The organism is Ruegeria sp. G12 (assembly GCF_056533565.1).
The window spans coordinates 152371-173560 of sequence record NZ_JBQFOO010000009.1 but is presented as its reverse complement, the minus strand read 5'-3'; the positions used below and the strand labels follow the sequence as shown (position 1 = coordinate 173560).

General features: G+C 60.9%; 31 protein-coding genes. 13 read left to right on the top strand and 18 right to left on the bottom strand.

The window, feature by feature from the left end; genetic code table 11:
* Positions 1-84 precede the first annotated feature (84 nt).
* On the top strand, positions 85-375 hold the full coding sequence (locus tag ACR0JN_RS19020) for a hypothetical protein (RefSeq protein ID WP_480612361.1): 291 nt from the start codon (positions 85-87) through the stop codon (positions 373-375).
* Between the two features lie 33 nt (positions 376-408).
* Positions 409-951: a hypothetical protein gene (locus ACR0JN_RS19015; protein WP_480818191.1), complete on the top strand. Its 543-nt coding sequence runs from the start codon at positions 409-411 to the stop codon at positions 949-951.
* Here ACR0JN_RS19015 and ACR0JN_RS19010 read toward each other — a convergent pair.
* Entirely contained in the window at positions 948-1712 is a 765-nt protein-coding gene (locus ACR0JN_RS19010; protein WP_480818192.1) for a sulfite exporter TauE/SafE family protein, read from the bottom strand. The two genes, ACR0JN_RS19015 and ACR0JN_RS19010, sit on opposite strands and share 4 nt — an antisense overlap.
* Before the next feature lie 145 nt (positions 1713-1857).
* Here ACR0JN_RS19010 and ACR0JN_RS19005 point away from each other — a divergent pair, with 145 nt between their 5' ends.
* From ACR0JN_RS19005 to ACR0JN_RS18995, 3 genes are all read left to right on the top strand, one after another.
* A complete protein-coding gene (locus ACR0JN_RS19005) occupies positions 1858-3549 on the top strand; it encodes an acyl-CoA dehydrogenase family protein (protein WP_480888033.1) in 1692 nt (563 codons plus the stop codon).
* A gap of 161 nt (positions 3550-3710) precedes the next feature.
* On the top strand, positions 3711-4265 hold the full coding sequence (locus tag ACR0JN_RS19000) for a hypothetical protein (RefSeq protein WP_480888030.1): 555 nt from the start codon (positions 3711-3713) through the stop codon (positions 4263-4265).
* Between the two features lie 12 nt (positions 4266-4277).
* Complete coding sequence (locus tag ACR0JN_RS18995; protein ID WP_480888028.1) at positions 4278-4670, top strand: META domain-containing protein; 393 nt, start codon at positions 4278-4280, stop codon at positions 4668-4670.
* Here ACR0JN_RS18995 and recO read toward each other — a convergent pair.
* Positions 4654-5379: a DNA repair protein RecO gene (recO, locus tag ACR0JN_RS18990; protein ID WP_480888027.1), complete on the bottom strand. Its 726-nt coding sequence runs from the start codon at positions 5377-5379 to the stop codon at positions 4654-4656. The genes ACR0JN_RS18995 and recO overlap by 17 nt on opposite strands.
* Before the next feature lie 178 nt (positions 5380-5557).
* On the opposite strand from recO, the gene ACR0JN_RS18985 reads away from it, so the two are divergent.
* Positions 5558-5800 (top strand): hypothetical protein, encoded by a 243-nt coding sequence (locus ACR0JN_RS18985; RefSeq protein WP_480888025.1) that lies wholly within the window; start codon positions 5558-5560, stop codon positions 5798-5800.
* A 53-nt stretch (positions 5801-5853) separates the two neighbouring features.
* Here the strand turns inward: ACR0JN_RS18985 and ACR0JN_RS18980 are convergent, their stop codons facing one another.
* The 14 genes from ACR0JN_RS18980 to folK form a co-directional block, all read right to left on the bottom strand.
* A complete protein-coding gene (locus tag ACR0JN_RS18980) occupies positions 5854-6177 on the bottom strand; it encodes a SemiSWEET transporter (protein ID WP_480818198.1) in 324 nt (107 codons plus the stop codon).
* Positions 6178-6290: 113 nt separating this feature from the next.
* A complete protein-coding gene (locus ACR0JN_RS18975; protein WP_480888022.1) occupies positions 6291-6620 on the bottom strand; it encodes a DUF1491 family protein in 330 nt (109 codons plus the stop codon).
* Positions 6617-7525, bottom strand: a complete 909-nt coding sequence (gene era / locus ACR0JN_RS18970) for a GTPase Era (protein ID WP_480534285.1) — start codon at positions 7523-7525, stop codon at positions 6617-6619. The genes ACR0JN_RS18975 and era overlap by 4 nt, the downstream gene beginning before the upstream one ends.
* 189 nt (positions 7526-7714) lie before the next feature.
* A complete protein-coding gene (gene rnc / locus ACR0JN_RS18965; RefSeq protein WP_480888019.1) occupies positions 7715-8395 on the bottom strand; it encodes a ribonuclease III in 681 nt (226 codons plus the stop codon).
* The gene (lepB, locus tag ACR0JN_RS18960) at positions 8392-9231 is read right to left on the bottom strand and encodes a signal peptidase I (protein ID WP_480888017.1); all 840 of its coding nucleotides are present in this window, start codon (positions 9229-9231) and stop codon (positions 8392-8394) included. The genes rnc and lepB overlap by 4 nt, the downstream gene beginning before the upstream one ends.
* Positions 9232-9288: 57 nt before the next feature.
* Positions 9289-9708, bottom strand: a complete 420-nt coding sequence (gene acpS, locus ACR0JN_RS18955) for a holo-ACP synthase (RefSeq protein WP_480888015.1) — start codon at positions 9706-9708, stop codon at positions 9289-9291.
* Positions 9705-10241, bottom strand: a complete 537-nt coding sequence (locus tag ACR0JN_RS18950; protein ID WP_480888013.1) for a hypothetical protein — start codon at positions 10239-10241, stop codon at positions 9705-9707. The genes acpS and ACR0JN_RS18950 overlap by 4 nt, the downstream gene beginning before the upstream one ends.
* A 13-nt stretch (positions 10242-10254) precedes the next feature.
* On the bottom strand, positions 10255-10878 hold the full coding sequence (locus ACR0JN_RS18945) for a LysE family translocator (RefSeq protein WP_480888008.1): 624 nt from the start codon (positions 10876-10878) through the stop codon (positions 10255-10257).
* Positions 10875-11495, bottom strand: coding sequence for a LysE family translocator (locus ACR0JN_RS18940; protein WP_480888006.1), 621 nt, complete (start codon positions 11493-11495; stop codon positions 10875-10877). Before ACR0JN_RS18940 ends, ACR0JN_RS18945 begins: the two co-directional genes overlap by 4 nt.
* Complete coding sequence (locus ACR0JN_RS18935; protein ID WP_480888004.1) at positions 11492-12238, bottom strand: pyridoxine 5'-phosphate synthase; 747 nt, start codon at positions 12236-12238, stop codon at positions 11492-11494. The genes ACR0JN_RS18940 and ACR0JN_RS18935 overlap by 4 nt, the downstream gene beginning before the upstream one ends.
* Positions 12231-12929 carry a DUF2062 domain-containing protein gene (locus ACR0JN_RS18930; RefSeq protein WP_480818208.1) on the bottom strand — a complete coding sequence of 233 codons (699 nt, stop codon included), beginning with the start codon at positions 12927-12929 and terminating at the stop codon, positions 12231-12233. The genes ACR0JN_RS18935 and ACR0JN_RS18930 overlap by 8 nt, the downstream gene beginning before the upstream one ends.
* 16 nt (positions 12930-12945) lie before the next feature.
* Complete coding sequence (locus ACR0JN_RS18925) at positions 12946-15078, bottom strand: RelA/SpoT family protein (protein ID WP_480888000.1); 2133 nt, start codon at positions 15076-15078, stop codon at positions 12946-12948.
* A 26-nt stretch (positions 15079-15104) separates the two neighbouring features.
* Positions 15105-15458 (bottom strand): DNA-directed RNA polymerase subunit omega, encoded by a 354-nt coding sequence (rpoZ, locus tag ACR0JN_RS18920; RefSeq protein WP_010437681.1) that lies wholly within the window; start codon positions 15456-15458, stop codon positions 15105-15107.
* Positions 15459-15552: 94 nt separating this feature from the next.
* Positions 15553-16122 carry a 2-amino-4-hydroxy-6-hydroxymethyldihydropteridine diphosphokinase gene (folK, locus tag ACR0JN_RS18915; RefSeq protein WP_480887998.1) on the bottom strand — a complete coding sequence of 190 codons (570 nt, stop codon included), beginning with the start codon at positions 16120-16122 and terminating at the stop codon, positions 15553-15555.
* Between the two features lie 137 nt (positions 16123-16259).
* Between folK and ACR0JN_RS18910 the strand changes: the two genes are divergently transcribed.
* The 7 genes from ACR0JN_RS18910 (at position 16260) to ACR0JN_RS18880 (ending at position 20709) form a co-directional block, all read left to right on the top strand.
* A complete protein-coding gene (locus ACR0JN_RS18910) occupies positions 16260-16835 on the top strand; it encodes a LabA-like NYN domain-containing protein (protein ID WP_170686665.1) in 576 nt (191 codons plus the stop codon).
* Positions 16836-17024: 189 nt separating this feature from the next.
* Positions 17025-17975: a 4-hydroxy-3-methylbut-2-enyl diphosphate reductase gene (gene ispH, locus ACR0JN_RS18905; protein WP_480887996.1), complete on the top strand. Its 951-nt coding sequence runs from the start codon at positions 17025-17027 to the stop codon at positions 17973-17975.
* Entirely contained in the window at positions 17972-18424 is a 453-nt protein-coding gene (locus ACR0JN_RS18900; protein WP_480887994.1) for a DUF3429 domain-containing protein, read from the top strand. The genes ispH and ACR0JN_RS18900 overlap by 4 nt, the downstream gene beginning before the upstream one ends.
* Positions 18421-19008: a class I SAM-dependent methyltransferase gene (locus tag ACR0JN_RS18895; protein ID WP_480887990.1), complete on the top strand. Its 588-nt coding sequence runs from the start codon at positions 18421-18423 to the stop codon at positions 19006-19008. The genes ACR0JN_RS18900 and ACR0JN_RS18895 overlap by 4 nt, the downstream gene beginning before the upstream one ends.
* A complete protein-coding gene (gene rnhA / locus ACR0JN_RS18890; RefSeq protein WP_480818214.1) occupies positions 19001-19468 on the top strand; it encodes a ribonuclease HI in 468 nt (155 codons plus the stop codon). The genes ACR0JN_RS18895 and rnhA overlap by 8 nt, the downstream gene beginning before the upstream one ends.
* Positions 19465-20088 carry a trimeric intracellular cation channel family protein gene (locus ACR0JN_RS18885; RefSeq protein ID WP_480887987.1) on the top strand — a complete coding sequence of 208 codons (624 nt, stop codon included), beginning with the start codon at positions 19465-19467 and terminating at the stop codon, positions 20086-20088. Before rnhA ends, ACR0JN_RS18885 begins: the two co-directional genes overlap by 4 nt.
* A gap of 15 nt (positions 20089-20103) precedes the next feature.
* Positions 20104-20709: a COG3904 family protein gene (locus ACR0JN_RS18880; RefSeq protein WP_480887983.1), complete on the top strand. Its 606-nt coding sequence runs from the start codon at positions 20104-20106 to the stop codon at positions 20707-20709.
* A 3-nt stretch (positions 20710-20712) separates the two neighbouring features.
* Here ACR0JN_RS18880 and ACR0JN_RS18875 read toward each other — a convergent pair whose 3' ends face one another.
* Together ACR0JN_RS18875 and ACR0JN_RS18870 are read right to left on the bottom strand one after the other, a co-directional pair.
* A complete protein-coding gene (locus ACR0JN_RS18875) occupies positions 20713-20949 on the bottom strand; it encodes a GlsB/YeaQ/YmgE family stress response membrane protein (protein ID WP_480887981.1) in 237 nt (78 codons plus the stop codon).
* Between the two features lies 1 nt (position 20950).
* Positions 20951-21187 carry a hypothetical protein gene (locus ACR0JN_RS18870; RefSeq protein WP_480534255.1) on the bottom strand — a complete coding sequence of 79 codons (237 nt, stop codon included), beginning with the start codon at positions 21185-21187 and terminating at the stop codon, positions 20951-20953.
* Positions 21188-21190: the final 3 nt, after the last annotated feature.

The window sequence follows — 21190 nt, the reverse complement described above, 5'->3', positions numbered from 1 at the left end:
GACTTGCTGAAAAGTTACTCGCTCAGCCCGTTCCGACTCGCCCAAATTTCGCGGGCATTGGCGCAGACAAAAACAGGTAAATCAATGACAGAAATCTCGAAACTCACCGAGCTGCGCAAGCTGATGCAAAGCATGGAACAGACCCTTGGGCTGGAAAAGCTCTCTCCGGTTGAACGCGATATTTACTACGCGGCCGAAGAACTTTCAAAAGCCGATCAAGAGGTCCGCACCTTCGGTCTGATCGAACACACGCTGGTCAAAAGCGTATCGCGGCCGACCTTTTTCCGCGCGTTGAAGTCGCTGGTCGAAAAAGGCTACCTGTCGCAAAGCGGTACGGCCAACCGGGGGCGGTATATCGTTCATGCCCCCAGATGACGCCTCGAACCTGCGCAACGGTGACTGACCACCGTGCGCAACTGGGCTTCTGAAACCACCTACGCCTCTTTGGCTTACGTTCTGGCATGGTTCCTCTCGTTCGAGGTGCTGATGCCGTTGCAGAACGTGTTCTTTCCTGAATATCCCAGCCGGGCCAGCCTGCTGTTCCTGCCGCATGGCGTGCGGGTCCTATCGGCGTGGCTGCTGGGGTGGCGGGCGATCCCGGCGCTTCTGCCGGGTGTGTTTTTCGTCTTCTGGTATGTCGGCGGGTCGGATGTGTTTCTGCCCAGCCGCCTGCTGGCCATCACGATTGCGGTCACTACCGTCCCTGCCGTGTTCTACCTGCTGAAATGGGCAGGTTGGGACCTGTTTCCGCGGGCCGACCGGAAACCGTGCTGGAGTTGCATTATGGGCGTCGGGGTGATCACGTCATTCCTGGTGTCCATGCTGACCAATCTGGCCTTCGGCAGCGCCACCGCCGAATATATCGCCTATCTGATCGGGGATATCTCGGGCCTGTTCTTCCTGATGCTGGGGCTCTATTTCGCCTTCCGCTTCGCCGAGAACCGCCGCTAGCCCATAAACCCACGCCGCAGCAGGTTCAGACCGGCCAGAAGCAGCACCCACAGCGTCGCCTTGCGGAAACTCTCCTGATCGATCCGTTGCTGCAGGTGCAAACCAACCCACATGCCCGCCAGCGCGGGCGGTATCAGCGCCACAGACAATGGAACCGTGTCCGCGCGCAGAATTCCCGACCCCAGATGCGCCAACACCAAGGCCACTGCCCCTAACCCGTAGATCACGCCCTGAATGCGGATCTGTTCCAGTTTGGGCGTGTTCAGCGCGGTCAGATAAGCCACCGTCGGCGGCCCCCATACGCCGGACATGCCGCCCACCAGCCCGGCAGTTGCCCCGACCAATGCCTCGATCCGGGCCGATGGGTGGCGGATCACCAGCCGCACTCCCAAAACCTGTATCAAGGCAAAGAACGTCACTGGGATGCCGATCATCAGTAGGAACGTCGATGGCGGCAGAATGCTGACAAACTGCGCCCCGGCCAGCAAAAAGATCAGCCCGACGATCAGGAACACCCGGAACCTGCGGATGGACTGCATCGCCGCCCCTGTCCCCTCGCGCAAGGCCTGCACGCCGTTGGTCACTAGCGTCGGCAGGATCAGCCCCGCCAGGGCCAGATTGGGCGGCAGGAACAGGCTTAGGCCGGAAATCAGCACCATTGGCATTGCAAAGCCGACCATGCCTTTGACGCAACCCGCCACAAAGCCAATCAGGATGGCCAGCGCAAATTCCAGCGGCGTAAGTGCGGAAAACAGTGTCATGACCTCTCAATACCATCCCCCGGGCGCTCTGCACCTGCAAAATCAATAGCGCAACTTTCGAACTTTTTTACACCCCCACAGGTATTTTTGTTGCGCTGCACGTGCAGCATGGTATGACCGTACGACTGATGAAAGGATGCGATTCATGGCCCATGACGGACAGGATATGACCGAGATGACGACAGCAGCTGTTTTGCCCGACCTTCTTGCCCTGACCCGGGCCGCAGTACCTGCGGTCGAGACCGTGTTCGAGCGCGCCCGCGAGTCCGTGCGCGGCATGGTGACGGCGGATGGCCGCATCTCGGGCGCGCTGATCGAGGCCAACCAGACCGCCGCCCATGGGCTGGCGTGGCTGGCCACCTATCACCAGTCGCTCACCCAGATGCAACGCTGGGCCGAGGCGCTGGAGCCTGACGGCAAGTTCGGCGAGGTCGAGCAGCTTCTGCACCAGATCGCCTTCGGTGAATACCTGCATCAGGTCGCAGGCGGCATCCCGATGAACCAGGGCGAGGTCGTGCGCCTGCAGGACCTCGGGCTTGGTTGGGACGCACTGTCGGGCTTTCAGTGCAGCGAAGTGCAGACCCTGATGGCGCAGGCCAATTCTCAGGCCGCACGGACGCGTCTGGTGGAATTGATGCAGGATCAGGCCGGGTCAACCATGTTCGGGGCCTCGGGGCTCGACGAGGAACTCGAAATGATCCGCGAGCAATTCCGCCGCTATGCTCAGGAAAAGGTCGAACCGAACGCCCATGACTGGCACCTGAAGGACGAGTTGATCCCGATGGAAATCATCGAGGAACTGGCCGAGATGGGTGTCTTCGGCCTGACCATCCCCGAGGAATTCGGTGGGTTCGGGTTGTCCAAAGCATCCATGTGCGTGGTGTCCGAAGAACTGTCGCGCGGCTATATCGGCGTCGGTTCGCTGGGCACTCGCTCCGAGATCGCGGCCGAGTTGATCATCGCGGGCGGCACCGACGAGCAAAAGGCACAGTGGCTGCCCAAGATCGCCAGTGCCGAGATTCTGCCCACCGCCGTGTTCACCGAGCCCAACACCGGGTCCGACCTCGGCAGCCTGCGCACCCGCGCGGTCAAAAATGCCGAGGGCGACTATGAGGTCACTGGAAACAAAACATGGATCACCCATGCAGCCCGTACCCATGTGATGACCTTGCTGGCCCGCACCAACCCCGACACTACCGACCATCGCGGCTTGTCGATGTTCCTGGCCGAGAAAACGCCGGGCACGGATGAGACCCCTTTCCCCACCCCCGGCATGACGGGTGGTGAGATCGAGGTTCTGGGCTATCGCGGCATGAAAGAATACGAGCTGGGTTTTGACGGTTTCAAGGTCAAGGGCGAGAACCTGCTGGGCGGTGAAGAAGGCAAAGGCTTCAAACAATTGATGGAGACCTTCGAATCCGCCCGCATCCAGACCGCCGCCCGCGCCATCGGCGTGGCGCAAAGCGCGCTGGACATCGCCATGCAATACGCCGTTGACCGCAAGCAATTCGGCAAGTCGCTGATCAATTTCCCCCGCGTGTCCGGCAAGCTGGCAATGATGGCGGTGGAAATCATGATCGCGCGGCAACTGACCTATTTCTCGGCGTGGGAGAAGGATCACGGCCAGCGCTGTGACCTTGAGGCGGGGATGGCCAAGTTGTTGGGCGCGCGCGTGGCCTGGGCGGCGGCGGACAATGGTCTGCAGATCCATGGCGGCAACGGCTTTGCGCTGGAATACAAGATCAGCCGCGTCCTGTGTGACGCGCGCATTCTGAACATTTTCGAAGGGGCTGCCGAAATTCAGGCACAGGTCATCGCGCGACGTCTGCTCGGGTGATCGAATTCGACAGCCCTGTTTCCCCAACTGACCCGGCCTTTGTGCCGGGTCTTTTTCGGGCAGGTCGGGTCGATTCCGCCGACCCGCAAACTCCCCCTATGATCCGGGCCCGAACGGGGGTAGAGCGTCTTGCGAAACACCTTTCCTGACAGAGTCTTTAGATGACAAGACGATTACTGGCCCTCTGCGCGATCCTCGCCGCCCTCGCACTGAGCGCCTGCGCCACCACTCCGCCGACCGCCACGCAAGCCGATATCGACGGGTTGGCGACGGCTATCCGCAACCTCGGCCCCAATGTCGATCCGGCCGAGGCGCAAGAGGCCGCTGTCATCGCCTACACCCATTCGCAACGGCTAAAGCAGGAATGGAACGTTACCGACGCCGCCATCATCCACAACGCCAAGATCGCCAACGGGTTTCGCGAAAAGGGCCTGTGCAACGACTGGGCCGAGGCCATGACCGGTCGCCTGCGACAAGAGCAGTTCAAGACGCTGGACCTGCATTGGGTGACCTCTCCGCCAACACAGTTCCGGATCATTCATCACTCGGCGCTGATCAGCGCCAAGGGCGACCCGATGGATAAGGGCATCATCCTTGACCCCTGGCGCAACAGCGGCGCTCTGTTCTGGGCCCCGATGGTCGAGGACACTCGCTATAACTGGCGGCCCCGCCTGGAAGTCCGCGAGGAATTGCTGAGCGGTGCGAACCCGTATTGAAGGACACACCCGATGACACGCCTGACCCTTCTGCTGCCCCTGATGGCCCTGTTCCAGTGCGACAAGGACGAAACCGTCGCCGCTTATGGCGCGGCGGATCAGACATGGGTGCTGCAGGAAATCGACGGGCAGCCCTATGAGGCCAGCGCCCTGCTGCGCTTTCCCGAACCGGGGCGGATCGAGGGAAATGCCCCCTGCAACAGCTATAACGGCACCCTCAACGCACCCTATCCGTGGTTCGAGATCACCGATCTGGCAGCAACCCGCGCCGCCTGCGCCGGTCTTGAAGCCGAAGGGTTTTATTTCGCCGCCCTGATGGCAATGACCCAGTCCGAGGTGTCCGGCGACGTGCTGATCCTGCGCAACGAGGATGGGCACGAGATGGTGTTCAAAGCCGCCGACTAAGCTGTTCCAGAAATCGCGACCGCGCCTCGGGCAGCGGATTGTGCCCCAAAGCCGGGGCCACGCGGTGTTGCAGGAAATAGCCGGTGGTGTTCAGCCCTTCGACAATTTCGGCATCAGGCGCCAGCCCTTCGCCGCGCAAACAGGGTGGCAATGGCAGCAGCTTGTCGGCCCACTCCCCTGCCCCTTTGGCACTAACGGCTCGGCCGGATTTGGGGGAGACATAGACCAGCCCCTCAACCGCCCCCGTCACCGCGCAGGTTTGCAGATCAAGGCCAAAGCCTAGTTCTTCGAGCAAAGCCAGTTCCCAGCGCAGATAGGCCAGCGGCCAAATCTCATCCTGCCCCAGCAGGTCCATCAACTGTTCGGTCTGCTTGTAGATCGCCGGGTGCGGTTCGCGTTCGGGCAGGCAAAAAGACAACAGCGCAACCACCGCGTTCAGCCCAGCCAGCGCCAGCCGCCCGGAAAACGCCGCCGCCGCGCGCGATCGCAGCGGTTCGACCTGAAAACTGCCGATATGTTCCTCTAGCCGTGCGCGCCACAGCACGTCCAGTTGCGCGCCGGGTTGCAGGATGGGCGCGATCTTGCGGCTGGTGCCACCGCGCACGACACCGGCATGGCGACCGTGGCCTTCGGTGAAAACCTCGATAATCGCCGCCGTTTCGCCGTGACGACGAGAGGTCAGAAGAATGCCGTGATCGCGCCAGTCCAAGATGTGATCCGGTTTTGTGTCAGCCTGCCCGCAGAAAATCCCAAGGGCGACAGATGCGCAAGTGCCGAAGAGTTTTGGCGTTTTTTCCAATCGCCAAATTCTTGTGACTTTCTGCCATCTGTTTTGACCGCGTTTTCACCACCCCCACCTGTGCCTTCAAACGGAAAGAGGGCAAATTATGATTGACGACGAACCCCTGCCAGCCACCTTTTACGACGATCACGACATCTGGACGCTGGACCCCACGGCGGCCGACAAGCATGTATACGAGGCCTTTGCTGCCGATGTGGTCGATCTTGTTCAACTGCTGGACGACAACAAACCGATGCTGTCCCGGGATGTATACGCGCGACTGTTTGCATCGCTGCTGGACCTGTCCAGAGTGCTGGGACGTTACGAGGAGGGCTGGCATCTGGACTGAGAGATTTCGGCCCCCTCACAGTGACCCAAAGTTTGCACCCTTGAACTGGCGGATCAAAACGTCACGCCAGCGTGGATCAGGATGCCAACGACCATCAGGATGTTCAGCACCATCGAGATGCCGTTGCCCACATAGATCGGCAGTTTGCCGACCACCAGCCCATAGGCGAACCACAGAAATGACAGCGCCGCATAAAGCGACCAGGACAGCAGCGACTGGCCCGTGGCGTGTTGCGAATGGGTGAAATAGAGCTTGACTAGTTGCGGCAGCGTCGCGAAAGGGCCGACGACGCCGATAAAGACCATGAACCCCTCGAACCGCTGCATCCAGTGGCCAAGATTTGACTTTTCCAGTTTCTCTGCAAGCGTTTCAGCCACGCCAACACCTCTTTGTCCTGCTATGTCCGCTGGGTTTTCCGGCTCTTGGCCGGGCGGGATTCAGCCATAAAATAGTCGCTTTGCGTCGCTGGTCCAAGACCCGTTGAGTGGCCTCAGTCCAGCCCCTCCTCGCCTAGCAGATGCCGTCCCTGCCGGTCCTCAACCTCGATCACCCAAAGGTCGGGGTCAAAGCTGCGTTGCCGGGTGACGGCGGCATCCACGTCAGATTCGGGGCCGCTGGACAATTCGACCCATGTCCGCTCACCGCTCATCAGATCGAAACTGCGCTGAAACGCGACCGCGTGACCGTCGAGCGTGTTCAGCTTGACCAACACCGCGCCTGCGGTGTCATCCCCGTGGGCGACCACAAAGGCCGGGATTTCCTGAAACCGCAGCCGCGCCAGATAGGCATGGACCCAGAATTCGGCCGTCAGCCGGGTCATGCGTTGCCGTCTTTGAAATCCAGACCCATTTCCGAATAGCGCTCGGATTCCTCCAGCCAGTTGGGCCGGACTTTGACTTGCAGGAACAGGTGGATCTTGCGGTCGAGGAATTCTTCCAGTTCCGCCCGCGCGGCCTGGCTGACCGCCTTGATGGTCTCGCCCCGTTTGCCCAGCACGATGCCTTTGTGGCCGTCGCGCATGACATAGATGACCTGATCGATCTTGGCGGAACCGTCCTTGCGCTCTTCCCAGTTTTCGGTCTCGACGGTCAGTTGATAGGGCAGTTCCTGATGCAGGCGCAGGGTCAGTTTCTCGCGCGTCATCTCAGCGGCGATCATGCGCATCGGCAGGTCAGCGATCTGGTCTTCGGGGTAGAGCCACGGGCCTTCGGGCAGCTTTGACGCCAGCCATTTGCGCAGATCGTCGACGCCGTGGCCTTTTTCGGCCGAGATCATGAAGGTTTCCGCAAAAGGATAGCGGGCGTTCAGGTCGCTGGTCAGCGCCAGCAGTTTTTCCGAGGGCACCTTGTCGATCTTGTTGATGGCCAGCGCGATGGTGCGGCCCTGCCCGATTTCTTCCAGACCTTCGAGGATGCGCTCGACCCCTTCGGTGATGCCGCGATGGGCTTCGACCATCAGCACCACCACGTCGGCATCCGCCGCCCCGCCCCATGCGGCAGCGACCATGGCGCGGTCCAGCCGGCGGCGGGGTTTGAAGAGGCCCGGCGTGTCGACAAAGACCAGTTGCGCGTCACCCTCCATCGCCACGCCCCGGATGCGGGCGCGGGTGGTTTGCACCTTGTGTGTCACGATCGAGACCTTGGCCCCGACCATGCGGTTCAGAAGGGTGGATTTGCCTGCGTTGGGCTCTCCGATCAGGGCGATGAATCCGGCGCGTGTGGTCATGGGTGATGCGTTCCTGGTTGCAGGTGCGCACCCCTATCGCAGAATGGGCGGGCGGGCCAGAGGGTTTGTTGATCGGTTGGGGGTGCTCCCCACACCGCTTGTTCTAATTGGGGGGCCAGCCCCCCAAACCCCCCGGGATATTTTTGGCCAGATGAAGCTGGGGATCGCCGCGAGGAGCGCAGGGAAGGGTTATTTGGGGAGGGTGGAGAGCAGGGTTTTGGCGGCGGATTGTTCGGCCTGGCGTTTGGAGCCTGCGGTGGCCTGCGCCTCGGTTCCGTCCTGCAGGCGGGCGGCGATGGTAAATATGGGGGCGTGGTCGGGGCCGGTGCGTTTGACCTCGATATATGAGGGCGGTTTCTGCCCACGCGCTTGGGCCCATTCCTGCAGCGCGGTTTTGGCGTCGCGGGCGTCGGCCTCGACCCTGTGGATGCGGTCGCCCCAGAGGGCGAGGATGACGTCGCGGGCGGCCTCGAACCCGGCGTCGCGGTAGATGGCGGCGATCACAGCCTCCATCGCGTCGCCCAGAAGGGCCTGTTTGCGGCGCCCGCCCGACAGCATTTCGGACCGGCCCAGTTTCAGCACCGCGCCCAGGTCGATCTGGCGGGCAACATCGGCGCAGGCCTCTTTGCGGACCAACGCGTTAAAGCGCGGGGCAAGCTGGCCTTCGGAGGCGGCTTTGTCGGCCTCGAGCAGCGCCGTGGCCATCACAAGGCCCAGCACCCGGTCGCCCAGAAATTCCAGCCGTTGATTATCGGGCCGTGTGGGCGAAGAGACAGAGCCGTGCGTCAGCGCGCGCAGCAGCAGTTCGGGGTTGGAGAACTCATAACCCAAACGGTGCTGGAACGCTCTTATTTCAGTGGAAAGCTTCAATTGACCGCCTTGAAGAACCGATCCCCGCGCCAGGTCCAGAAGAACAGCATCGACCGACCAGCGGACGAGAACATGATACGGTCGGCACGGCCAATCAGGTTTTCGTAAGGCACATAGCCAACCCCGTTTGCCGATTGCGGCAGGCGGCTATCGGCAGAGTTGTCGCGGTTGTCACCCATGAAGAAATAGTGACCTTCGGGCACCGTGTAGATACCGGTGTTGTCCGAGCCCTGATTGCCGATGTTCAGCACGTCATAAGCCACACCATTCGGCAGGGTCTCGATCAGGCGGTTCTTTTCGCACACACCGCCCAGCCCCACCGGGCCGTTAGAGCAGCGCGGACGCAGGCGTTGCGGGCCTTGCGGTTCGGCGGTTTCGGTGAAGACACCATCGGGTTGCTGCGGCACCGGGGTGCCGTTCAGGATGATCTGGCCTTCGCGGATTTGAATTCGGTCGCCCGGCAGGCCGATCAGCCGTTTGATATAGTCGCGCCCGGTGACGGGGTGGCGGAAAACGATGACATCGCCGCGTTCAGGCTCGCCGCCCCAGATGCGGTTTCCATCCTCGCCTTTCATCCAGCCGCAAACGTCTTCGGCATCGATATTCAGGCCGACGCTGGGGATGATCAGGCTGGGACACGAGGCGTAAGAATAGCCATAGGCCATTTTGTTGACGAACAGAAAATCCCCGATCAGCAGGGTTTCTTTCATCGAGCCTGAGGGAATCCAGAAGGGCTGAAAGAACAGGGTCCGGAAGACGCCTGCAATCAGCAGGGCGTAAACGATAGTTTTGATCGTTTCCCAGATGCCACTTCCGGTTTTGGCTTCCTCGGCCATACTGCTCTCCAGTCCTTGCGTGTTTGGGGTGCTACATGCGGGGCGGGTGGGGGCGAGTCAAGGCCGGGTGGCGCTATCTTGAAGCGGGCGCGCCTCGATCACCACAAAGGCCTGCGCCCAGGGGTGATCATCGGTCAGGGTGACGTGGATGATTGCCTCGTGGCCTTCGGGCGTCATCTCGCGCAGGCGCTCGGCGGCCCAGCCGGTGACATGCATCACGGGCTGGCCGGTGCGCAGGTTGGTGACGGCCATATCCTTCCACGCGATCCCCATGCGCAGGCCGGTGCCCAGCGCCTTGGAACACGCCTCTTTCGCGGCCCAGCGTTTGGCATAGGTGCCTGCGGTGTCAGCGCGGCGTTCGGCCTTGGTCTGTTCGATATCAGTGAAGACCCGGTTGCGGAACCGGTCGCCGAAGCGGTCGAGTGTGCCCTGAATGCGCTCGATATTTGCAAGGTCTGTGCCGATGCCGAGGATCATGATTGTGCGCCTTCCGAAACGGATCGCCGCTGACGCGCCTGTCGCAAACCGATCCCAAAGAAAATGCGGCAAATAATGGATGCAATGACCAGTAAGGCTGCGGACAAAAGTAGCCCCCAGGACGTGAAAAGAATTTCTTGCAGAGAAAGTTGCACAGAAATCAGAGCGCGATAAAGCACGACAAAGAAAACGGTGACACCCATCCCAATTACCGCCATGGCGACTGAGCCAGACAACATGTTTATGCTAGATGGCGCGGACGAGTTCAGATGGTGGTAGCGTCGCCCTTCGGCCAATGCGGCGATTGCAAAGGCCGCAAGGTACACGAGAGAAAGATAGAGAAACAGCTGATCCAGGACTTGCGGGCCCAAAAGAGACCCCAACCTGAGGAAAAGACACTTAGTTCCCAGACAATTGCTGAAATCGCTTTCTAAAGACAGAAGCAACCAAATCATTTCGATAATGCCCAAGACGTGAATGACAAGAAATGCACCGGAAAACACCGCTGTGTATCTGAGAAGATTGAAATTCACGCGTCCGAACCTCTCACGACAACCGCACCGTCAGAATCTTGTAACTCGCCAGCCCAAAGAACCCAGCGAAGGCGAAATCGAACCAACGGCGGGCGCGGCGGTAGGTGCGGACCATGCGCTCGGACGAAAAAAGGAAGGCGTAGCCGATGAAGATCACCAGCGAGCCCGCATACAGCAGGCCGAAATAGCCCAGCAGCATGGACAGGCTGGCGTCATTCGGCGCGACGATGGCGTAGATCGAGCCCCAACTCAGGATCGCTTTGGGGTTGGTCAGGTGGATGGCCGCGCCTTTGGCAAAGATAGTGCCCAGCGAACCCGTAACCGGATTGCCCAGCGCGACCTCATCCGAGGTCATCGCCCGGCGCAGCGCTTTGAGCGCCAGCCAGCCCAGATAGGCCACGCCGACATAGCGGATCACCTCGAACACCCAGACATTGGCCAGCATGATCGCCGACAGGCCCAGTGCGGCGGCAATACCCCAGGCGGCGGAACCTGCGCAGATGCCCAGCGCAAAGGCCAGACCGGCGGTGCGTCCTTCGTTCATGGCGGTTCCGGCGATGCCCATGGTGGCGGGTCCGGGGGATCCTCCGGCCATGATCCAGGCGAACCAAATGGCGATGAAACCGGGTGTGATCATCGCGCAAAAGCCGATTTGATCAGGCCGAGACCGGCAACCGCGAACAATCCGGCGACGACCCCGTCGATCCAGCGCCGGAACCGGCGGTACCCAGCCATCATGCCACTGACCGAAAACAGCATGGAATAGAGGAAGTTGTTCAGAAAACCCGCCCCAATGCAGATCAGGGTCGCAGCAACAACAGACAACAAGCCATCATCCGGGCCGAGGCCCACTGACAATGCCGCCATCCATGCAATCACCGATTTCGGGTTGGACAGGTTCAGGATCAGCCCGCGCCAGAACCATTTGCCATTGGCCGGGACGGACACTCTGGTTGCCTCAGGCTGCAGCGCGGACCGTCCCGATTGCCATGCCAACCACAGCAGGTAGAGACCACCCAAAACCTTGAGCACCATCAGGACGTAGAGCGAACTTTGCAGCACCGCGCCCATACCGCTTGCGGCAACAAGCCCCCAGAACACCAGACCGCAGGACAAACCCAAACCGTAGATGAGGCTGATCTTGCGCCCGTAACTCATCGCGATGGCGGCGTTAGAGATATTCGCAGGGCCCGGCGAGACCGCAACGATAAAGAAGGCCAAGGCCGTTACGGCGAGGGAGGTCAGGTCAATCATTCCCGCGCCTCATCCATCAGGCGGCGCATCTCGGTGATAGCCGGGGTGAGGCCCAGAAAGATCGCCTCGCCGATCAGGAAGTGGCCGATGTTCAACTCGCGCACTTCGGGGAAGGCTGCGACGGGCTTGACGGTGTCATAGGTCAGGCCGTGGCCCGCGTGAACCTCCAGACCCAGCGAATGGGCATAGGCGGACATTTCGCGCAAGGCCTCAAGTTCGCGGGCGGCCTCGTCCGGTTTGCCCTCGGCGTGGAAGTCGCAATAGGCACCGGTGTGCAACTCGATCACCTCGGCCCCGATGCGGTGGGCAGCCTCAATCTGGCGTTGGTCGGCAGCGATGAAGATCGAGACGCGGCAGCCGACATCGCGCAGGGGCGCTATGAAATGGGCCAGCTTGTTTTCCTCGCGCGCGACCTCAAGCCCACCTTCGGTGGTGCGTTCCTCGCGTTTTTCCGGAACGACGCAGACCGCGTGTGGCTTGTGACGCAAGGCGATCTTCTGCATCTCGTCCGTCGCGGCCATTTCGAAATTCAGCGGCAAATTCAGCGTGTCCATCAATCCTTCGATATCAGCGTCAAGGATATGACGACGGTCTTCGCGCAGGTGAGCTGTGATGCCGTCAGCCCCGGCCTCTTCGGCCAGCTTCGCGGCGCGGATCGGGTCAGGATACGCCCCGCCGCGCGCGTTGCGGATAGTGGCCACGTGGTCGATATTCACGCCCAGACGCAGGTGGTTGTCAGACATCGTTCGAATCCTTCATTGTCCCTTGGGCCGAGCCTAGTGGTTTTGTCACCGGAACGTCAGCCTCTGCCTGCGCAAGACGTTTGATTTCTTCAAATTTCGCTTTGATCTTGGCGCGGCGGCGTTGTTGATAGGTGCGGATCAATGGCAGGCTGAGATAGGCGCAGGCCACGCCCGCCACGATGCCCGGAATGACGCCACCGACCATGTAGGGAAAGAACACATCGTCATAAAACCGGCTGAGGCCATGCCAGTCGGCCTCACGCCCGGTGAACATGGCGATGCAATTGTCTTTCAGATCGCCCATCGCATCGGCGAATTTGCCCATCAGCCCGTCGGTGTCACCCTTGCGAAAGCGGGTACCCAGCAGAAAATGACCGGTTTGCAGGCTGACCACGCCGATGGGAACATAAGTCAGCGGGTTGCCAAAGAACGTACCCGACAGCGCAGCCAGTATATTGCCGTTGAACAAACGCGCCAGAACGGCGGCGACCAGAAAGTGCAGCCCATAGAAGGGAGTAAAGGCGGCAAACACCCCTGCCCCTATGCCGCGCGCGATGCGTTCAGGACTGTCAGGCAGGCGGCGGACGCGATGTTTGACGTAGTGAAAGGCGCGGGTCCAGCCGCCGCGCGGATAGACGAACTCGGACGCGACTTGAACGGCTGAGCGGCGATCTCGGCGCTTGAAAACCACTCCTGCTCACCCTTTCTCAGCCAGCCGCAACGGCGGTTTTCGCGCTTTCCCGGAACCGTTCGACCGCCGCAACATCGCTGTCCGCCTCGAGCGTCAGCATCAGCGAATGCAACTGTTCCAGGTCGCGCAGTTCCACATTGATCAGCAGACGGTAAAAATCCGGTTTGCGGTCAACAAATTCGAGGTTCGAGATATTGGCCTTTTTCTCGCCGATCAATGTGCAAATACGCCCCAGTACCCCGGCGTCATTGCCGATGGTCATATCAAGCGTCGCACCGTAAACGGCGGGGTGGGTGCCCGAGTGCCAGTGCAGATCGACCCAGCGTTCGGGTTCGTTTTCAAACTCGCTCAGGCGGTCGCAGTCGATGGCGTGCACCACCACACCTTTGCCGCGATAGGTGATGCCGACGATGCGTTCGCCCGGCAGCGGCTGGCAGCACGGCGCGCGGTCGAATTTCTGACCCGGCTCCAGACCGATCACGGCGCGGCGCAGCGGGATGGCATCGCCTTCATCCTTGGCCAGATCGGGATAGACCGCCTTGACCACATCATGAGCGGTCAGTTCGGCGCTGCCCAGACGGGCCAGCAATTCGTGCCTGTCCTTTAGGCGCAGGTGTTTTGCGGCCGTCTCCAACGCCTTGTCGGTGGATTTGCGGCCTACATGTTCGAAGCCCGCACGCGCCAGTTCCTTGCCCAGCTTGATGAAGCGCTCGCGGTCAACCTCGCGCAGCGCCCGGCGGATCGAGGTGCGGGCCTTGCCGGTCACCGCAATCTCAAGCCATGTCACCTGCGGCGTCTGGCCGTCGGCGGTGATGATGTCGACCGATTGCCCGTTTTTCAGCCGCGTCCACAGCGGTACGCGGATGCCATCCACCTTGGCCCCCACGCAGGAATAGCCAATTCTGGTGTGGATCGCATAGGCGAAATCAATCGGCGTTGCCCCGCGCGGCAGTTTCACCACATCGCCCTTGGGCGTGAAGCAAAACACCTGGTCCGAATACATCTCAAGCTTGACGGCTTCGAGGAAATCTTCGTGATCCTCTTCGTTGTCAAACTGTTCCGTCAGATTGGCGATCCATTTGGCCGGATCGACCGCAAACGGGTTTTCCGAGCGCACACCGTCGCGATAGGACCAATGCGCCGCAACGCCGGTTTCGGCCACGTCGTGCATCTGGCGAGTTCTGATCTGAACCTCGACCCGCTTGCCGTCCCGCCCCGAAACCGTGGTGTGGATCGAGCGATAGCCGTTCGATTTCGGTTGGCTGATGTAGTCCTTGAACCGCCCCGGCACCGCGCGCCAACGCTGGTGGATCGCGCCGAGGGTGCGGTAGCAGTCTTCCTCGGTCTGAGTAATGATGCGGAAGCCGTAGATGTCCGAGAGGCGCGAGAAGCCCTGATCCTTTTCCTGCATCTTGCGCCAGATCGAATAGGGTTTCTTGGCGCGGCCAAACACCTCGGCATCGATCCCGGCCTTTTCCAGTTCAAACCGCATGTCGCCGGTGATCCGGTGGATGACGTCGCCGGTCTCTCGTTGCAGCGTAATAAAGCGACGGATGATCGACTGGCGGCCTTCGGGGTTCAGGACGCGAAAAGCGAGATCTTCAAGCTCCTCGCGCATCCATTGCATCCCCATGCGGCCCGCAAGCGGCGCGTAGATATCCATCGTCTCGCGCGCCTTCTGAACCTGCTTTTCGGGGCGCATCGCCTTGATTGTGCGCATGTTGTGCAAACGGTCGGCCAGTTTGACCAGAATGACCCGCAAGTCCTTGGACATGGCCATGAACAGCTTGCGAAAGTTCTCGGCCTGTTTGGTTTCGCGGCTGGACAGCTGCAGGTTGGTCAGCTTGGTGACACCATCGACCAGCTTGGCGACTTCCTCACCGAACAGTTCAGACACCTTGCCGTAGTTGGCCTTGGTATCCTCGATCGTATCGTGCAGCAGGGCGGTGATGATGGTCGCATCATCCAGACGTTGTTCGGTCAGGATGGCGGCAACGGCGACGGGATGAGAGAAATAGGGCTCGCCGGAATGTCGGAACTGCCCTTCATGCATCTGCCTGCCAAATTCATAGGCGCGGGTGATGCGGTCAGCATTGGTTTTGGGGTTGTAGTTGCGGACCAGCGCAATCAGGTCTTCAGCAGAAATCATCCGGTCCGCACCTTCGTGTTTGGGAATTACCCCTGGCCTTGAGCCTCCATCAGAGCGCGCAGCAGTTTTTCCTCGGACATGTCGTCATCGGCGGGCTTATCCGATTCCGCACCCATCAGCAGCGCCATCTGATCTTCTTCCGGCTCGTCGACCTCGATCTGGGTCTGGTTGGCCTCGATCAGGCGCTCGCGAAGTTCATCGGCGCTTTGGGTCTCATCGGCGATTTCGCGCAGCGAAACGACCGGGTTCTTGTCGTTGTCGCGGTCCACGGTGATCGGGCCACCGGCGGAAATCTCGCGCGCACGATGGGCGGCAAGCATCACCAGTTCGAACCGGTTTGGAACCTTGTCTACGCAATCTTCAACCGTCACGCGGGCCATTGGGCGCTCTCCGTTAGTGAATCCATGTCAGGAAGAGGTTTATCTAAGGCTGTTTGAACGCCTTGACAAGCAGGAAATGCTGCAAATGCGCGGATCACAAGGGCGTGACCCCGGCGATATCTGCGGCTGGCAGTGCGGCAAGCAACTCTCGGGTCGTCTGTCCCAGCACCGGATGCCGCCAATCGGGGGCCACATCGGCCATCGGCACCAGTACAAACGCTCGGTCCTGCAGGCGCGGATGCGGCAGAACCAGTTGATCGGGTGCTTCCTGCCGCTGTGCTTGTGCGGGCAGGGTCAGCCAGTGGTCAAACACCGCAGGATCAGGCAGCACCAGGTCACTGTAGCAGACCAGATCCAGATCCAGCGTCCGCATCCCCCAGCGCTGCTCGCGCTCGCGCCCGAATTCATGTTCAACATCGTGCAGCACCTGTAGCAGGTCCAAAGGGCCTTTGTCCGTCTCGACCAACGCCGCCGCATTGACGTAATCCGGCCCCGCCCCCGCCGGGAAACAGGGGGTCGCGAAGAACCGGCTGGTGGCACGAATCAGCACGCCCTGACGCGATAAAGCGTCAAGGGCCAGTTGAAGCGTCACCTTGGGACTGTTTCCTCTCAACCTGAGATTGGCACCCAGGGCAATAACGACATTTTGCACGGATTCACTCATTAAATCCTCTATATTCGGCGAATTGCATACTTGCGATGCATGATAAAAGCCCTAATTATAGGCACACCAGCGCGCGCCACATTTTACACTCACTCACTCATCACGTTGCGTTCTGGTTTATACCGGAAGGGACTATTATGTTTTATAAGGACGAACGGCTAGCGCTGTTCATCGACGGCTCGAATCTTTACGCCGCAGCAAAAGCACTCGGTTTTGACATAGACTACAAACTTCTGCGGCAGGAATTTATGCGTCGCGGCAAGTTGCTTCGCGCCTTCTACTACACAGCGCTATTGGAAAACGACGAGTATTCGCCGATCCGCCCACTGGTTGACTGGCTGCATTACAACGGCTTCACCATGGTCACCAAACCGGCCAAAGAATACACCGACAGCATGGGGCGTCGGAAAGTCAAAGGAAACATGGATATCGAACTGACTGTCGATGCCATGGAACTGGCACCGCGTGTCGATCATATTGTGCTGTTCTCGGGCGATGGGGATTTCCGCCCGCTGATTGCCAGCCTGCAACGTCAGGGCGTGCGCGTCTCGGTCGTGTCGACCATCCGAAGCCAGCCGCCGATGATCTCGGACGAGCTGCGCCGCCAGGCCGACAACTTCATCGAGCTTGAGGACCTGCGCGACGTCATTGGCCGTCCTCCGCGCGAGATGCCAGCAGAGCCCCGCAGTGTCGCCGCTGCAGGTGGACACTAAGACCCGGCCACTCACTTCCGGGGGGAATGATGGCGCGGTCAGGGCTTATCACCTTGGCCGCGCCTCTTTAACTATGGTCAGGTGCTCAAACAGCTACTGGCTAGCACCGATTCATGTCAGATGAATGACGCGGTCCTGTCTGGACCAAGGCAAGGAAAAGACTTACCTGTGCCTTAAGGAGACAGCGACATGACCAAGCCGCCACTGACACTTTATCTGGCCGCCCCGCGAGGGTTCTGCGCGGGCGTGGACCGCGCCATCAAGATCGTCGAGATGGCGCTGCAGAAATGGGGCGCGCCGGTCTATGTGCGCCATGAAATCGTGCATAACAAATTCGTCGTCGACGGGCTGCGCGCCAAGGGCGCGGTGTTTGTCGAGGAATTGGACGAATGCCCCAATGACCGCCCGGTGATCTTCTCGGCCCACGGCGTGCCGAAATCCGTACCCGCGACGGCAGAACAGCGCGAGATGATCTATGTTGACGCCACCTGCCCTCTGGTGTCCAAGGTCCACGTCGAAGCACAGCGCCATGCCGAGGCCGGTCTGCAGATGATCATGATCGGCCACAAGGGCCACCCTGAAACCGTCGGCACCATGGGACAACTGCCCGAGGGCGAGGTTCTGCTAGTCGAAACGGTCGAGGATGTGGCTGAAGTTCAGGTGCGCAACCCTGACAAGCTGGCCTTTGTCACCCAGACGACCCTGTCGGTCGATGACACCAAAGACATCATCGCAGCGTTGCAAGCCCGGTTCCCCGCCATCGTCGGGCCGCACAAGGAAGACATCTGTTACGCCACCACCAACCGGCAAGAGGCCGTCAAGGCCGTGGCCCCCAAATCCGACGCCCTGCTGGTGGTCGGCGCACCGAACTCATCGAATTCACGCCGTCTGGTCGAGGTCGCCTCGCGCGCCGGTTGCGACTATGCGCAACTGGTCCAGCGCGCGACCGAAATCGACTGGCGCGCCCTGCAGGGCATCTCGACCATCGCGATCACCGCCGGGGCCTCGGCCCCCGAGGTTCTGGTGAACGAGGTGATCGACGCCTTCCGCGACCATTACGACGTGACGGTCGAACTGGTCGAAACCGCGCAGGAAAACGTGGAATTCAAAGTGCCGCGGGTGTTGCGGCAACCGGCATGAACGGCGTGCCCAAGGCCCCTTTGTATCTAGGCCTCGCGGGCCTGATCCCGTTCGTTTGGGGCGCGCTGACCTATCTGAACGGCGATCTGAACGACTGGGGCCGTCAGGCGCTGGGGTCCCGGTTCGTCGGGCCTTACATACAATTGTTCTACGGCTCGGTGATCCTCAGCTTCATGTCAGGCATCCTGTGGGGCTTTGCCACCAAGACCTCGGGCAGAAGGGCCACAATCTGTTACACGCTGTCCGTTCTGCCCGCGCTGTGGGCGTTCTTCATGACCGGTGGCGGCCCGGTCAGCGCCGGGATCAACCTGATCGTGGGCTTTACTGGCCTGCTGATGCTGGACGCGATGTTCTGGTATTGGGGGCTGGCCCCGCGCTGGTGGATGAAACTGCGCATCCTGCTGACCGCCATCGTCATCCTGTGCCTGTCTGTCGGAGTGTACCTGTGACCGATCAGAAAACGATTAACGCGTATACCAAGCGTGTATTCGAATACCTGAGCATCCCCCTGCCCGCCGAACAGCTAAAGGCGAGGACAGAGTTTGCCGATGCCGTGCGCGCAGGCGGCTATGTGCTGGATCTGGGCTCGGGCCCCGGTTCAGACAGCGCGTTTTTTATACGTGCAGGGCTAAAGGTGCGTGCGCTGGATGCGACCCCGGCCTTTGTCGAACATGCCCGCAACAGCGGCGTTGATGCGCATCTGGGGACGTTTGATAATGTGACCGAGCGCGCGGAATATGACGGCATCTATGCCAGCTTTTCCCTGCTTCACGCGCCGCGAGCAGATTTCCCCCGCCATCTGGCCGCGATCCATCGGGCCCTGAAGCCCGCGGGCATATTCTTCCTTGGCCTGAAGCTGGGAACCGGAGAACATCGCGACGAGTTGGATCGATATTACACCTATTTCTCACAAACCGAGATTGAGGAGGCATTGGCCGAGACCGGGTTCACCATCGACCAGATCACAACCGGCGTCGGTAAAGGTCTGGCCGGGTCTTACGATGGCTTCATTCTGGTGCTGGCCCATGGCTGAGCTGTTTGCCTATACCGACGGGGCCTGTTCCGGCAATCCCGGCCCTGGTGGCTGGGGCGTACTGCTGCGCGCGATGGATGGTGAGACGGTTCTGAAGGAACGTGAACTGAACGGCGGTGAGGCCGAGACCACCAATAACCGCATGGAACTGCTGGCCGCGATCAGCGCGCTTGAGACGCTGGAACGTCCCTCGACCATCACCGTTGTCACTGACAGCGCCTATGTGAAGAACGGTGTGACGGGGTGGATTTTCGGGTGGAAGCGGAACGGCTGGAAAACCTCGAACAAGAAGCCGGTCAAGAATGTCGATCTGTGGCAGCGTCTGGATGAGGCGCAGACCCGCCACGAGGTGACATGGGAGTGGGTCAAGGGCCACGCAGGCCATCCCGAAAACGAAAAGGCCGATGAACTGGCCCGTGCAGGCATGGCGCCGTTCAAACCAAAAAAGGCGCAGGCGTGAGCGGCCTTGCTCTGTTGGACTACGCCTCGGTTCTGGTCTTTGCGCTGACCGGGGCGCTGGTGGCCAGCCGGGCGCAGCTTGATCTGGTGGGCTTTGCCTTCATCGCCTGCCTGACGGCGGTGGGCGGCGGCACCGTGCGTGATCTGCTGCTGAACCGCCATCCGGTCTTCTGGGTCGGCCAGCCGGATTACATCCTGATCGCGGTCGGGGCGGCCGTGCTGGTCTTCTTCACCGCACATCTGGTCGAGAGCCGGTACAACTGGCTGATCTGGCTGGACAGCTTTGCGCTGTCCATCGCGGTCGCCGCCGGAACCGGTGCTGCGCTGTCACTGGACCAGTCTGGCACCATCGTGGTGCTGATGGGCGTCACCACGGGCTGTCTGGGCGGGCTGATGCGCGATGTGGTCTGCAACGAGGTACCGCTGGTGCTGAAACAGGGCGAACTTTATGTCTCCTGCGCCTTTGCCGGGGCCTTGATGGCAGTGTTGGCGACACGTCTGGGGCTTGAAGGCCTGCCAGCGCTGGGGCTATGCGCCTTGACCTGCTGGGCGCTGCGGGCGGGGTCGCTGCTGTTTGGCTGGCAGTTGCCGGTCTACAAGGCGCGGCCGCCACGGAACTAAGGTAAGGATGGAAAGATGCCGATGACCTTCCGATTTCTCTGTCCAGCCGTCTTGTCGCTGCTGGCGGCCTGCGCGGACCCTTACACTCCGATCAGTTTCACCGCCGAGGGAGATCGGATCGTCGCAACCGGCACGATCGACCACAGAACGCTCCGCGCCTTTGAGCACGTAATCGACGAAAACCCCGAGATCAGAACGCTGGTGCTGCAGAACATCGAAGGTTCGGTCGATGATGACGCCAATGTGGTCTTCAGCCGCGTGGTGCGCGCGGAAGGGTTCGATACGGTGGTGCCCTCGGACGGGCTGGTCGCATCGGGCGGGACCGACCTGTTTCTGGCGGGCAACCGGCGGGTGCTGGAGCCCGGGGCCTGCGTCGGCGTCCACAGTTGGGGCGGCGGCGGGTATGTGGCCGCGGAGCTGCCCGCGGGGCACCCGGAGCATGACAGGTATCTGGCCTATTTCGGGGATATCGGCGTCGACCCAGCCTTCTACTGGTTCACGCTGGATGTCGCATCCGAGGATGAGATGCACTGGATGACCTCAGCCGAGGCGAACCGGTTCGACATGACCACGCGCGCGGCCCCTGCGTTAGGTTCGGCGGCTGCGTGTGAGGCGCGATAGCGGTCAGCGCCGCCTGTAGGTCTGCCAAAGCCAGATCACCAGCAACGCCCCCAGCACCGCGCCGACAAAACCCGATAGCCAGCCCATCACCGTGATCAGAGTGCGCAGGATCAGCCCGCCCACCAGCGCGCCGATGATGCCGATCAGCATGGTGGTGGGAATGTCGGCCTCGATCCGCATCAGGCGGGTGGCGACGAAGCCTGCGGCGGCACCGATGATGATCAGGGCGACGATGGGCATGTCATTTCCTCCAATGGGTGGGCACGATGATCAGGGCGCCGATCGAAGACAGCACAGCGTCCAGCCCCGGCGGTCCAAAGCTGATGCCGAACATGATGCGGACGAAATAGAACAGGAAGGCCCCGCCAACGCAGATGATGATAGATGGCAGGTATCCGTTATGGGTAAAGCCGGTTTTCTCGGACAGGTAGCCGACGATACCGGCAATCACGACGGTGCCCATCAGGATCATGAACATGGC